General features: G+C 71.7%; 13 protein-coding genes. 6 read left to right on the forward strand and 7 right to left on the reverse strand.

The window, feature by feature from the left end:
- Window positions 1-76 precede the first annotated feature (76 nt).
- Together ABZT18_RS26955 and ABZT18_RS26960 are read right to left on the reverse strand one after the other, a co-directional pair.
- Entirely contained in the window at window positions 77-928 is an 852-nt protein-coding gene (locus tag ABZT18_RS26955) for an aldo/keto reductase (protein WP_354996299.1), read from the reverse strand.
- Window positions 929-1,028: 100 nt separating this feature from the next.
- Window positions 1,029-1,994, reverse strand: coding sequence for a LysR family transcriptional regulator (locus ABZT18_RS26960; protein WP_354996300.1), 966 nt, complete (start codon window positions 1,992-1,994; stop codon window positions 1,029-1,031).
- A gap of 51 nt (window positions 1,995-2,045) precedes the next feature.
- On the opposite strand from ABZT18_RS26960, the gene ABZT18_RS26965 reads away from it, so the two are divergent.
- Both ABZT18_RS26965 and ABZT18_RS26970 read left to right on the forward strand, forming a co-directional pair.
- On the forward strand, window positions 2,046-2,960 hold the full coding sequence (locus tag ABZT18_RS26965) for a serine hydrolase (protein ID WP_354996301.1): 915 nt from the start codon (window positions 2,046-2,048) through the stop codon (window positions 2,958-2,960).
- Window positions 2,961-3,113: 153 nt separating this feature from the next.
- Window positions 3,114-4,091, forward strand: coding sequence for an MBL fold metallo-hydrolase (locus ABZT18_RS26970; RefSeq protein WP_354996302.1), 978 nt, complete (start codon window positions 3,114-3,116; stop codon window positions 4,089-4,091).
- A gap of 36 nt (window positions 4,092-4,127) precedes the next feature.
- On the opposite strand, the gene ABZT18_RS26975 is transcribed toward ABZT18_RS26970, so the two are convergent.
- The gene (locus ABZT18_RS26975) at window positions 4,128-4,667 is read right to left on the reverse strand and encodes a DUF1697 domain-containing protein (protein ID WP_354996303.1); all 540 of its coding nucleotides are present in this window, start codon (window positions 4,665-4,667) and stop codon (window positions 4,128-4,130) included.
- Window positions 4,668-4,764: 97 nt separating this feature from the next.
- Here ABZT18_RS26975 and ABZT18_RS26980 point away from each other — a divergent pair, with 97 nt between their 5' ends.
- Entirely contained in the window at window positions 4,765-5,742 is a 978-nt protein-coding gene (locus ABZT18_RS26980; protein WP_354996304.1) for a hypothetical protein, read from the forward strand.
- Window position 5,743: 1 nt separating this feature from the next.
- Here ABZT18_RS26980 and ABZT18_RS26985 read toward each other — a convergent pair whose 3' ends face one another.
- Genes ABZT18_RS26985 through ABZT18_RS27000 form a run of 4 tightly spaced genes read right to left on the reverse strand, consistent with a single transcriptional unit; the run spans window position 5,744 to window position 8,773 of the window.
- Complete coding sequence (locus ABZT18_RS26985; RefSeq protein WP_354996305.1) at window positions 5,744-6,307, reverse strand: heme-binding protein; 564 nt, start codon at window positions 6,305-6,307, stop codon at window positions 5,744-5,746.
- 32 nt (window positions 6,308-6,339) lie between these two features.
- Window positions 6,340-7,089: a hypothetical protein gene (locus ABZT18_RS26990; protein ID WP_354996306.1), complete on the reverse strand. Its 750-nt coding sequence runs from the start codon at window positions 7,087-7,089 to the stop codon at window positions 6,340-6,342.
- A 2-nt stretch (window positions 7,090-7,091) separates the two neighbouring features.
- A complete protein-coding gene (locus ABZT18_RS26995) occupies window positions 7,092-7,880 on the reverse strand; it encodes an ABC transporter permease (protein WP_354996307.1) in 789 nt (262 codons plus the stop codon).
- Complete coding sequence (locus ABZT18_RS27000; protein WP_354996377.1) at window positions 7,877-8,773, reverse strand: ATP-binding cassette domain-containing protein; 897 nt, start codon at window positions 8,771-8,773, stop codon at window positions 7,877-7,879. The genes ABZT18_RS26995 and ABZT18_RS27000 overlap by 4 nt, the downstream gene beginning before the upstream one ends.
- 132 nt (window positions 8,774-8,905) lie before the next feature.
- Here ABZT18_RS27000 and ABZT18_RS27005 point away from each other — a divergent pair, with 132 nt between their 5' ends.
- From ABZT18_RS27005 to ABZT18_RS27015, 3 genes are all read left to right on the forward strand, one after another.
- Window positions 8,906-10,153: a histidine kinase gene (locus tag ABZT18_RS27005; RefSeq protein ID WP_354996308.1), complete on the forward strand. Its 1,248-nt coding sequence runs from the start codon at window positions 8,906-8,908 to the stop codon at window positions 10,151-10,153.
- A complete protein-coding gene (locus ABZT18_RS27010) occupies window positions 10,141-10,854 on the forward strand; it encodes a response regulator transcription factor (RefSeq protein ID WP_354996309.1) in 714 nt (237 codons plus the stop codon). The genes ABZT18_RS27005 and ABZT18_RS27010 overlap by 13 nt, the downstream gene beginning before the upstream one ends.
- A 94-nt stretch (window positions 10,855-10,948) precedes the next feature.
- Window positions 10,949-12,373: a DUF234 domain-containing protein gene (locus ABZT18_RS27015; RefSeq protein WP_354996310.1), complete on the forward strand. Its 1,425-nt coding sequence runs from the start codon at window positions 10,949-10,951 to the stop codon at window positions 12,371-12,373.
- Window positions 12,374-12,421 lie beyond the last annotated feature (48 nt).

A 12,421-nucleotide genomic window follows, 5' to 3' on the forward strand; every position in this document is an offset into this window, starting at 1 on the left:
TTATACCTCAGAGTCATCAATATGACTCTGAGGCATAACGCTCACCGGACCATGTCCCGCCGGCGGCGGGGCCGGATCAGCGGGGGACGTAGGCGAAGGTGTCCGGGTGCGCGCCCTGCCGGCCTGCCTCGCCCTTGTTCAGCTCGGTGATCCGCTCCATCGCCGTGTCGTCCAGCTCGAAGTCGAAGATCCGGAAGTTCTCCTCGATCCGCTTCGGGGTGGTCGACTTCGGGAAGATGATGTCGCCACGCTGCACGTGCCAGCGGAGCACCACCTGCGCCGGCGTCCGGTCGACCTGCTCGGCGATGTCGACCACCGTCGGGTCGCCCAGCACGTTGCCCTGCGCGATCGGCGACCACGCCTCGGTGAGGATGTTGTGCTCGCGGTTGTAGGCGCGCACCTCCTCGTTGCCGAAGTACGGGTGCGCCTCGATCTGGTTCACCGCGGGCACCACGTCCGCCTCGGCGGCCAGCCGCCGCAGGTGCGGCACCTGGAAGTTCGACACACCGATCGAGCGGGCCCGGCCGTCGCGCTGGAACTCCTCCAGCACCTTCCAGGTCGAGACGAAGTCGCCGTCGTACAGGGTCGGCAGCGGCCAGTGGATCAGGAACAGGTCGATGTAGTCCATCTTCAGGGCCGCGAGCGTCGAGTCGAATGCCTTGCGCGCGTCGTCCGGGCGGTGGAAGCCGTTGTTCAGCTTGCTCGTCACGTAGACCGCGCCCCGGTCCAGGCCGGACCTGCGTACCGCCTCGCCGACCTCGGCCTCGTTGCCGTACATCTCGGCGGTGTCGATGTGCCGGTAGCCCGTCTCAAGCGCCGTGGTCACCGCCGCGACGGTGTCCTTCGGCTCGATCTGGAACACCCCGAAGCCGAGCTGCGGAATGGTGGTGCCGTCGTTCAGGCTGATGTCGGGAATCGTGTTGGCCATTGCGGCTCCTTCGCGTCATCTTCGTTGCCTGTCATCCATACCCGAGCGGCAGGTCGATTCACCGTCCAGGCCGGGGTGACGAGCATGACGTCGGGTCTGGTCACCCGGTCGTGTCGAACAACACCGGCCAGGGCCGTTCCGCTGGCACCGACGGCTGAGCCGGCGCGGGCGCGACGGGCTCGGCGTCGGCCAGCACCTCGGCGGCGAGCTGCCCGAACATCGACGCCGCCGGGTGTGCCGACCGGTCCGGCCAGGCCGCCGAGGTGCGCTTCGCCAGCGGCGCGTCGGCGATCGGCCGCCAGGCGATCCGGGGTTCGCGTCGCGCCACCGTCGCGGGTTCCACGGCCACCGCGCCACCGGCCAGCACCAGCCCGAACAGGAACTCAGGGTTGCGGGCCGGGCGTACCCGAGCCGGGCGCCAACCATGCTGTTGGCACACCGCCAGCAGGTGATCGTGCCGGCCGGGCGCGGTGGCCCGGGGCGCAGCCACCAGGTCCAGACCGGCCAGCGACGCGAGCGTCACCTCACGGCCGCGGGCCAGCGGCGAGGTGCGCGGCAGCAGCACCCCCAGAGGTACGTCGACGGTGGCGCCGAAGCGCAGCCCGTCCGCCGCCACCGGGTGGTGCACCAGCCCCACGTCCAGGGTCCGCTCGGCGAGCATCCGTACCTGCTCGGCGGTGGTCAACTCGTGTAGCTCCACGTCCAGGCCGGGTGCCCGGGTGGTGAGCCCGTCCAGCAGCGCGCGCAGCGTCACCGCGGGCGTCTCCGGCGGCACCCCGGCCCGGAGTACGCCGAGCTCACCCGCGCGGATCTGCCCCATCAGGTTGCGGAGCCGACCCTCGCCGGCGAGCAACTCCTCCGCCTCGCCGAGCAGCAGCTCACCGGCGGTCGTGAGGCGTACCTGGCGGCGGGACCGGTCGAACAGCTCGACCGTCAACTCCCGTTCCAGCCGTTGAATCGACTGGCTCAGCGGCGGCTGGGCCATCCCGAGCAGCTCCGCGGCCCGCCCGAAGTGCAGCTCCTGGGCGACCACCACGAAGTGTCGCAGGTGCCGGAGCAGGTCCACGCCCGGACCCTACGCCAGCGCCGGCACGGTGCCGCTGGATACCGTGCGGGCGTGGACGTGGACGAGCGCATCGAGGCCATCTTCGCCGCTGCCGGGGTGACGGCCAGCCTGCACGTCGTCGACCTCGACGCCGTGGACCTGACCCTCGACAGCCCGGCCGACGGTGGTCGGGAGGTGGGGGTGCGGGCCGACGAGCAGGTCGTGATCGCCTCGATCTTCAAGATCCTGCTGGTGCTGGAGTTCGCCCGGCAGGTCGAGGCCGGTCAGCTGGACCCGACCGAGCGGATTCTGGTCACCGCCGACGACCGGCTCGGCGGTTGGGGCCTGGCCGGCTGCACCGACGACGCCGAGGTGTCGCTGCGCGACCTCGCGTACTTCGCCATGTCGGTCAGCGACAACACCGCCGCCGACCTCCTGCTGCGCCGGGTCGGCCCGGATCTGCTGCCGATGCTGGCCGCCGAGCTGGGGCTGACCCGTACCCGTGTCGTCGGCGGTCCTCGGGAACTGGTCGAGGTGATGCTCGCCGACGTGGGTGCGCGGACCGAGGCGGAGTTCGCCCGGATCTTCCCGACGCTGTCGGCGGACCGGGTCCGTGCGATGCGGGTGTTCGACCCTCTGCACACCACGTCCAGCACCGCCCGGGAGATCACTCGACTGCTCACCCTGATCTGGCGGGACGAGGCCGGGCCGGCGGCGGCCTGCGCGATGGTCCGTACCTGGATGGCCCGGCAGATCTTCTGGACCCGGCTGGCCGCAGGTTTCCCGCCCGGCGTCCGGGTGTTCGGTAAGACCGGCACCCTGCCCGGGCTGCACCTGGAGGCCGGGGTCGCCGAGTATCCCGACGGCGGCCGGTACGCGATCGCCGTCTTCGCCCGCGCCGACCAGTTGGCCCCGCGCCGGATCGACGTGGACCTGGCGATGGGGGACGCCGCCCGGACGGCCGTCGAGGCGCTGCGTGGCGGCTGATTTCTCACCCGTCGGAGCGCCGACGCACCGTCGCTGAGCAGGCCCGATATGCGACGGCGTATCAGAGCCGGCGGTCTTCGATCTTGGACCGGAGCCCGGTGGCGCTGGTTGGCTCGTGTCGACCAATCGCCCGACCACGGGGAGTAGATCCGCATGCCCAGTCTCGACCGCCGACGCTTCCTGCGCGACGCCGCCGCCACCACCGCCCTGGTCTCCGCCGGTGGCCTCGTCGCCGGCACCGCCACCCCGGCCCACGCCGCGCCGCCAGCCGCCGCACCCACGCCGACCACCCCTCGCAAGGGCGCGGTCAGCTTCCGCTGGTGGGGTACGGCCGGATGGCGCGTCGACATCGGGGACCGGACCGTCCTCGTCGACCCGTTCCTCAGCCGGATCGACACAGGGCTGTTCACCGGCGCGTTCAAGACGGACACCCCGTTGACCGTGCGCACCGACGTGATCGATCCGCGCGTCGACCGGGCCACGACGGTGCTGGTCACGCACACGCACTGGGACCACTTCATGGATGTGCCGTACATCGCCAAGCGCACCGGCGCGCGGGTGTTCGGCACGCTGACCGCGTACCACCTGGGGTTGGCCTACGGGGTGCCGTCGACGCAGCTCAGCACCGTGAAGGGTGGGGAGGTGCTGGACTTCGGCAACCACACCATCGAGGTGGTCGGCTCGCTGCACAGCCGCAACCCGTCGTACTCCCTGGCCTTTCCGGGGGTGCGGGTGAGTCAGCCCGCGCAGCCGGCGACCATCGCCGACCTGCCCGAGGGCGACACGCTGGGCTACCTGCTGCGGGTCGACGGCGGCCCGTCGGTGTACTTCACCGGGGCCAGCGACGTCGCCGAGCGGAATCTCACCGGGCTGGCACCCGACGTGGCGATGGTGGCCCTGCAGAACGCCACCACCACCGGCGACTACCTACCCCGGCTGCTGGCCGGCCTCAACTACCCGAAGGTCGTGGTGCCGGTGCACTTCGACAACTTCGAGACGCCGCTGGAGAACCCGCCGTCGGTCGCCGAGACCGACCGCACCCGACTGAACGACATGATCGCGGCGGTGCGTCGTATCTCGCCGCGTAGTCGGGTGCTGGTGCCCGAGTACGAGACCGCGTACCACTTCTGACCGGCTTCGGTGGGGGCCGGCGCGGCCCCCACCTGGTCAGCTGGCGGCCATCTCGGCCAGGGCGCGCACCGACTTCCAGTTTCGCGTGGTGGCCACCACGCCGAGCTTCTTCTCCAGGTACATGTTGTTGAACCTCGACCGCCCGTAACCGTCGTCGACGTAGTGCAGGAAGACCTCCCGGCCGGTCACCGTGAACGACACGTTCTCGCTGCCGGGCACGGTCAGCGCCGCCGTGGCCGCTTTCGTGGGGCTGGTGCGCAGAAAGGCCACCAGCAGCCTCTTCGGGTCGTCCTCCCGGTCGACGTACGGGTTGCCGCCGGCCACCGCCGCCAACTCCCGGCCGCTGCGCACCAGCACCGGCACGGTCAACGCCAGCTCGTCGGCGAGCGCCCGCTCGATCCCGGCGGCCAACTTCTCGGCGTCGCGAACGGTGCTGCCGAAGGCCACGTTGCCGCTCTGCAGATAGGTCTCGACGTCGGAGTGCCCGAGGTCGGTGACCAGCCGGCGCAAATCAGCCATCGCGAGTCGAACACCGCCGACGTTGACCCCGCGCAGCAGGGCGACGTACCGGGTCATGGCTCCTCCTCGGATGCCGGGCAGACCCGCTCAGCCTAGGTCGCTCGTCCCCGCCGCGGGGTGTCCGACGTGGCCGTCTGGCAGTTACCGTCCACCAATGCGATCCGCGCGCCCGGTCGGGCTGCTCCTCTCCGCCGCCGCCGTCGTGCTCTGGGCGGTTGGCATGACCGTGTGGCAACCGCTGACCGAGCCGATCGGCCCCTGGTCGGAGCGGTTGCCGGGCAACAACGCCTACTGGGCACGGGACCTGCGGTTCGTGGCGATCGTCGCGGTGGTCCTCGGGCTGATGCTGGCCGGCCGGGGGCAGTTGCGCTGGAGCGGCCCGGCCGTGCTGCTCGGCGGCCTCTGGGTCGCGGCCGACGTGGCGATCGACCGGGCCGACCCGATCGGTGTCGATGCGACGGTGCTGCTCGCCGTCGGCGGTTGCGCGGTGCTCGGCGTGCTCGCGGCGGTTCTGCTGTGGCGGGAGCGAGGCAAGCCTCCAACCGCCGACCGGAGGACGCTGACCGGCGCAGCCTGTGTGGCCGGGGTGCTGGTGGTGGTGGCGGCCGCCATCGAGTCACCGACCGACCGGGAGCCGGAGCTGAACCAGGGAGCCCTGGCAACCTCGGCGCTGCTGGTCGCGCTGACCATCGCTGCCGCGCTGACGGCGGCCCCGGCGCGGACCAGGGCCCGCTGTGGGCTGGCGGCCGGTCTCGCTGTGGCGGCCCTGTTCGGCGTCGGGCTGATCCGTGCGGCCGCGCCCGGTTCACGGCTCCTGCCGGAGCTGGCCCTGTGGGCGGTGCTGCTCACCGGGGTCACCCTGCTGGCCTGGGACTGGCCAGGTGACCGGCCGGTCTGGCGGCACCACGCACTGGCCGCGCTCGCCGCGTTGGTGGGTCCGTATGCGCTGCTGGTGGTTGCCGCCATCGTCATGGTCCTCGTGCTGCCGATCGGCGCGACGTTGACCGCGCTGGCCGGCAACAGCCCGATCAACTCCGCCGACTCCGACCTGCTGAGCTCCCTGGCCGGGCTGGTCGCCGGGCTCGGCATGGCGCTGCTGCTGGCGTGGCCGACCGTGCACGGCCGCCGTTAGCTCACTCCACGACCGGCAGCACGACCTCGTTGCGGCGTAGGAACCACGGCTTCCACGGCGGGTCGAAGCGCGCGTACCGGATGGCCCCGGTGGGTTGCAGCCCGGCCGCGGTGACCGATCGGCCGAGCACGGTGGCCCGCTGGCTGAACGCCTGCTCGGTCCACCGCCCGGAGAAACGCATCGCCGCTGCCAGTTGCGCCGGAACCTCGCGGATCCGCACCCGGGCGTCCACCGGCTCGGGCAGGGTAGCGGCGGTGAAGGTGGCCGGCATGACGAACTGAATCAGGTACGCCCCGGGCCGCTCACCCTCCACCTGGACCATCGGCACGGTCATGTCGATCTTCTCCGGGTCACCGGCCGCCGACGTCGCCGGGGCGGCCGGTCCGATCGGGTGCCGGGCCCGGTTGGCGCCCCCGATGTACGCGGCCAACGGCCGGAACGCCTCTATCGGTGCCCGGGTGAACGACGCCTGGATCTGCATCTCGGCCACCAGGTGGGCCGGGTACCGACGCAGCTCGAAGCCGGGGTGTCGGGACACCACCCGGTACGGCTGCTGTTCGGTCATCGCGCGCTCCCAGTGATCTACTGGGACAGACGCTACCGCCCATCCGGCCCGCGCTCGCCAGAAGTCGTCTCCTGCTGCCCGGGCGTGACGGCGCGCCCGTTCAGCCGCCAGTACTGCCGCTTCTCCTCGTCGCGCAGCACCACCCCGAGCAGGCCCAACTCCCGGCGCAGCTCCCGCGCGTCGTCGCGGCGATCCTTCCGGACCGCCCGCTCGCGGGCCTGCAGCAGGGCGTTCGCCCCGGCGGGCAGGCCGGGCAGCTCGGGCACCCACAGCCGGTACGCCGACCGGTGCGGGTCGTCGTCCGCCCACCCCCAGCCGTGCGTGCGGAACGCCGCAGCCAGCCGGTCGGCGGGTAGGTCCGTCGACTCCCGGACCAGTTCCGCGCCGTCGCCGTCGAGCAGCACCAGATGCCCGTCGGCGAGGAAGACCACCCGGGTGTCGACCCGTGCGACGGTCCGGTTCTGATCGGAGCGGCGCAGCTGGACCTGCGCCGCGTCGACGGTGACGATCAGTCGTTCGGCGGTGCCGATCCCGGCGATGACCAGGCCGGCCAGGACGCCCACCGCGGCCGTGCCGGCGGTGGCCTGCGGCTCGGGTAGCCGGTCCAGCCACTCGATCAGGCCTCCGAACGGCACCCAGGGCAGCCGGGCGAGCCAGCCCGTCGTCGCCGCGAGGAGCCATCCGGCGCCCGCGCCGAGCAGCGGGAAGCCGCCCCACATGATCACCAGCTCCAGAGGGCCACCGCTGACCACGGTGCGCGGCCGGTTGTCGGCGACGTCCATGGTCAGGACACCTCCCGGCGGAGCGTCCGGAACAGGCCGACGGCCAGCGGGAGGACCATCCAGACCAGCAGGGACACCGCCATCCGCCCCCACTGTTCGCCGGTGATGGTGTCGCTGCTGAACAACGGTTCCATGGTCCGGCTCGTGTCCAGCCATCTGGCCGGACCGTTCAGGGGCCGGACCAACTCGCCGAGCACCCCCCAGAGGGTGGGCAGCAGCAGGTAGCCGACGATGGCCAACGGCGGGTTGAGCAGCAGGAGACCGAAGGCGGCACCCATCAGCACGCTGGTGACCTGGAGGATTCCCGCGTTCAGGATCAACGACGCGTCGATCTGCCAGGTGCCCGCGCCTCCGCTGGCGGACGCCACCAGCGTGCCGACGGCGGCGACGGCCAGGCTGGCCAGCACCGAGGCGAGCGAGGTGAGCACCACGGCGATCAGCTTCGCGGTCACCACCCGCTCCCGGCGGGGCACCAGCGCGTACGTGGTGAGGGCGGTGCGCTGGGACCACTCGCTGGTGATCGACAGGATGCCGAGCACCGGCAGCAGCACCCCGACCGGCAGCAGCGAGGGAGTGAAGAAGTTGACGAAGGTCTGCTCGGCATCCTTCGCGTAGATCAACTGGATGGTGACGATCGCGGCGGCGACCAGACCGATGGTGATCAGCAGCCAGCGGCCGGCCCGGGTGTCGACGAGCTTGCGCAGCTCAACGACGGTGAGTCGAAGCAGCGACGGGCGGCGTACCGGAGTGTGCTGTCGGGGCGCGACGGCGGGCGCGGTGGTGGTGGTCATCGAACGGCCTCCTTGGTGGATTCGCCGGCGGTCAGGGTGAGGAAGAGCTGTTCGAGGCCGCCGCCGTCGGCGGGGCGCAACTCGGCGAGCGCGACGCCCGCATCGGCGGCGGCCTGGCCGACCACCTCGGCGTCGGCCTGCACCAGCAGGCCGTCGGTGCTGTCGGCGGCGGTCAGGTTGGCCGCGTCCAGCGCCCGGCGCAGCGCCGCGCCGTCGCGGGCCCGGACCACCGTGCCGCCAGCCGCGAGCAGCTCGTTCTTGTCGCCCTGGGCCACGATCCGGCCGCCCCCGATCACCACCAGCCGGTCCGCGACCGCCTCCACCTCGCGCAGCAGGTGGGAGGAGAGCAGCACCGTGCCGCCCCGGTCGGCGAAGTCGCGCAGCAGGCCGCGCATCCAGAAGATCCCCTCCGGGTCCAGGCCGTTCGCCGGCTCGTCGAGGATCAGCACCCGGGGGTCACCGAGCAGCGCATGCGCCAGGCCGAGCCGCTGGCGCATGCCCAACGAGTACGCCTTCACCCGCCGCTTGGCGGCCACCGCGTTCAACCCGACCAGGTCGAGCTTCGCGGTGACCTCGCGCCGGTCCAACCCCATGGTGTACGCGGACAGCGTCAACGCCTCGCGGCCGGTGCGCCCGGCGTGCTGGGCGGAGGCGTCCAGCAGGACCCCGACCTCCCGCCCCGGGTTGGGCAGCTCCCGGTAGGAGCGCCCCGCGATGGTGGCGTGTCCGGCGGTCGGTGCGGTGAGCCCGCAGATCATCCGCATGGTGGTGGACTTGCCGGCGCCGTTGGGGCCGAGGAAGCCGGTGACGGTGCCCGGCTCGCACTGGAACGACACGTCGTCCACGGCCGGGTGTGGCCCGTATCGCTTGGTGAGGTTCTCCACGGTGATCATGTCGTAGAGCCTGCCCGCGCCGCCCGGCCATCCGCTGCGGCCACCGGTCGGCACCGCACCGACCGTGGTCGACCGTTGGGTCTCGACTTTGGTAGCTGGTCGTGGCGCCGGTCGGCTGCCTAGCATGGCCTCGTGACCAGCATCGCCGTCCCCGAGCACCCCTGGCTGCTGCCAGGGGAGCTGGTGGTGCCGGCCGAGCCTGACCGTCCGCGTCCGCGCCGCACCACCCGCGACTGGGTGGTGGACAGCCTCGCGTTCCTGCTCGGGCTGCTCTGGGTGCTGTTCGCCACGGCGGACGCCCTGTCGCCCAACCCGGCGTCGTCGGTCCCGCTGCCGCACGACTGGATGGTCGTCGTGGACGCGCTGATCGGGCTGGCCTGCTGCGGGCTGCTCTGGCTGCGTCGGCGGTGGCCGCTCGGGTTGGTGGTGGCGACCCTGCCGTTGAACCTGTTCTCGATGGCCGCCTCCATCCCGCTGTTGATCTTCTATTTCACTGTCGTGGTGCATCGGCGGACCGCCGTCGCTGTGGCGGTCACCGGTGCCGGTCTCCTCACCAACCTGGTCTTCAGTTGGACGCGTCCGGACCCGAACTGGTCGTACTGGGCCACCGTGGCCTGGGGCGTCATGATCACTTTCGCGGTGCTGGCCTGGGGGATGTTCGTGCGGGCCCGGCGGCAGTTGATCGTGTCGCTGCGGGATCGGGCCGAGCGGGCCGAGGCCGAGCAGCAGCTCCGTGTCACCCAGGCCCGCCACCTCGAACGCACCCGGATCGCCCGGGAGATGCACGACGTGCTGGCCCACCGGATCTCCCTGCTCAGCCTGCACGCCGGCGCGTTGGAATTCCGCCCGGACGCGCCCCCGGACGAGGTGGCCCGAGCGGCCGGGGTGATCCGGGGCAGCGCGCACGCCGCCCTCCAGGACCTGCGGGAGGTGATCGGGGTGCTCCGGGCCGAGGGCGACGGCGGTGCCCCGGAGCCCCCACAGCCCACCCTCGCGGACCTGCCGGCCCTGATCGCCGAGTCGCGGTCGGCCGGGGTGCGGGTGAACGTCAGCGACAGCGTCGCCAGCCCGGGGGAGCTGCCGGCGGCGCTGGGCCGGGCCGCGTACCGGATCGTGCAGGAGGGGCTGACCAACGCCCGCAAGCACGCGGCCGGCGCGGCGGTCACCGTGGACGTGGCCGGCGGGCCGGGCACCGGGCTGACCGTGGCGATCGGCAACCGGTGGCCCGTCGGTGCACCGACCGGCGGCACACTGCCGGGTGCCGGCACCGGCCTGGTCGGGATCAGCGAGCGGGTCACGCTGGCCGGCGGCCGGCTCGCCTATGGCCGGGACGACGCCGGCGACTTCCGTCTGGCCGCCTGGCTGCCGTGGCCGGCGTGACCGGGCCTTCCGGCGGGGCCGAGCCGGCCGCGCCGCCGGTGCGGGTGCTGATCGTGGACGACGACGCGCTGGTGCGGGCCGGGCTCTCGATGATCCTCGGCGGCCTGTCGGACCTGATCGTGGTCGGCGAGGCGGCCGATGGCGGCGAGGTGCCGGCCGCGGTCGCCGCGTACGCCCCGGACGTCGTGCTGATGGACATCCGAATGCCGAGGGTGGACGGGCTGACCGCCACCGAGGCGCTGCGTGCCCAGCCGCGACCACCGGAGGTGCTGGTGCTGACCACCTTCGACGCCGACGAGCAGGTGCTGCGGGCGCTACGCGCCGGGGCGGCTGGCTTCCTGCTCAAGGACACCCCGCCGGCGGAGATCGTGCACGCCGTGCGCCGGGTGGCGGCCGGGGAGGCGACGCTCTCCCCGACGGTGACCCGGAAGCTGATCGCCCACGTGACCGCCGCCACCCCCGGCCCGGTCGGCCCCGATCCGCGCCGGGAGCGGGCGCTGCGGCTGCTCACCGGGCTCAGTGAGCGTGAGCGGCAGGTGGCGGTCGCCCTGGGGCGGGGCCACACCAACGCGGAGATCGCGGGGCAGTTGTTCATGAGCGTGGCGACGGTGAAGGCGTACGTCTCTCGGCTGCTGACCCGGCTCGATCTCAACAACAGGGTCCAGGTGGCCCTGCTCGTGCACGACGCCGGCCTCGTCTGAGTGGAGCGCGGCCCGCCGACAGCCTCATCCTTGGCAAACGATTGATACACTCACCGCTGAGTGTTCCAAAAATGGAACTATCAGGGGTGGCGGCATGGACGGCTTCGTGGGGCGAGATCGTGAGCTGTCGCTGCTGAACGGCATGCTCTCCAGGGTCGAACGCGGTGGACGGGCTGGTCGGCCTGGTCGTGCCCTGCTCATGCGCGGTCGCCGACGTGTCGGCAAGTCGCGACTCGTGGAGGAGTTCGTCGAGCGGGCGGAGGTGCCGCACCTCTTCTTCACCGCCTCTGCGCAGCCGGCCGTCGCTGCCGACCTCGCCCTCTTCGTGGAGGCGGCGGCCGGGTCCACGCTGCCGGGGGCGCAGCTTCTGCTTGAGCAACAACCACGAACCTGGGACGCCGCTCTCACTCTGCTCGTCGCCGCGCTGCCGACCGACCGGCCGAGTGTCGTCGTCCTTGACGAAATGCCGTACCTCATCGCGAGCGACCCGGGCTTCGAGGGAACGCTGCAGAAGATCTTCGATCGTGAGCTGTCCCGACGACCGGTCCTGCTGATCTGTGTCGGATCGGACCTGGCGATGATGGAGTCCCTGAACGACTACGGCCGGCCGTTCCACCAGCGGGCCACGGAAATGATCATCCCGCCGTTGAGCCCCGCCGACGTCCGCGACATGCTCGACCTGTCTGCCGCCGACGCGTTCGACGCCTACCTGGTGTCCGGCGGCCTGCCATTGATCCTCGACGAGTGGCCAACTGGTGCATCGGTACACGAGTATCTGATCGACGCGGTACGGGATCCGACCTCGGCTCTGCTGGTCAGCGGCGAGCGTGCCTTGGCGGCCGAGTTCCCGCCTCAGTCCCAGGCGGGGCTGGTGCTCCGAGCGATCGGCTCAGGTGAGCGGACCTTCTCGCTGATCTCCCGTGCTGCGGGGGATCTTCCACAGGCATCGCTGAGTCGCGCCCTGCGCCTGCTGACGCAGAAGCGGACGGTGGAGGCCATCCTTCCGCTGTCGGTCAAGCCGTCGCGGGAAACTCGCTACGTGGTGGCCGATCCGTACCTGCGGTTCTGGCTGTCGTTCCTCGGACCCCACCTTCCCGAGATTGAGCGAGGCCGAGGCGACCTGACCCTGGACCGGATCGTCACGTCGTGGGCGTCCTGGCGGGGCCGGGTCATCGAACCTGTCATCCGGGAGGCGCTGCGCCGGCTTCCCGGAGACCATCTGCCTGCGGAAGCGGCGGTGATCGGCGGCTTCTGGACGCGGACCAACGACCCGGAGATCGACATAGTTGGCGCCGACCGTGAGCCCGTCGCTCGACGCATCAGCTTCGTCGGGTCGATCAAGTGGCAGGAGAATCGGCCCTTCGATGCTCATGACCTGGGCCGACTGCTCCTGCACCGGTCCCAGTTGCCCGGCGCCGACGAATCGGTTCCCGTCCTTGCCGTGTCGCGCAGCGGCAGTGCCGTCGACGGGGTACGCGTGCTGTCTCCGGAGGATTTGCTTACCGCGTACCGGAATTGAACTTTCGTCCGGTGTCGGCCGTACCAATGGCCGAGGATGTCGGTGCGG

It is taken from the genome of Micromonospora sp. NPDC005291 (assembly GCF_040607415.1).
Taxonomy (GTDB): Bacteria; Actinomycetota; Actinomycetes; order Mycobacteriales; family Micromonosporaceae; genus Micromonospora.

What these genes read in the sequence shown, in the direction of transcription:
- ABZT18_RS27000 (WP_354996377.1), bottom strand. Translation starts at nt 8,773, where the DNA reads ATGATCACCGTGGAGAACCTCACCAAGCGATACGGGCCACACCCGGCC.
- ABZT18_RS26980 (WP_354996304.1), top strand. Translation starts at nt 4,765, where the DNA reads ATGCGATCCGCGCGCCCGGTCGGGCTGCTCCTCTCCGCCGCCGCCGTC.
- ABZT18_RS26990 (WP_354996306.1), bottom strand. Translation starts at nt 7,089, where the DNA reads ATGGACGTCGCCGACAACCGGCCGCGCACCGTGGTCAGCGGTGGCCCT.
- ABZT18_RS26970 (WP_354996302.1), top strand. Translation starts at nt 3,114, where the DNA reads ATGCCCAGTCTCGACCGCCGACGCTTCCTGCGCGACGCCGCCGCCACC.
- ABZT18_RS26975 (WP_354996303.1), bottom strand. Translation starts at nt 4,667, where the DNA reads ATGACCCGGTACGTCGCCCTGCTGCGCGGGGTCAACGTCGGCGGTGTT.
- ABZT18_RS27015 (WP_354996310.1), top strand. Translation starts at nt 10,949, where the DNA reads ATGGACGGCTTCGTGGGGCGAGATCGTGAGCTGTCGCTGCTGAACGGC.
- ABZT18_RS26985 (WP_354996305.1), bottom strand. Translation starts at nt 6,307, where the DNA reads ATGACCGAACAGCAGCCGTACCGGGTGGTGTCCCGACACCCCGGCTTC.
- ABZT18_RS26955 (WP_354996299.1), bottom strand. Translation starts at nt 928, where the DNA reads ATGGCCAACACGATTCCCGACATCAGCCTGAACGACGGCACCACCATT.
- ABZT18_RS26995 (WP_354996307.1), bottom strand. Translation starts at nt 7,880, where the DNA reads ATGACCACCACCACCGCGCCCGCCGTCGCGCCCCGACAGCACACTCCG.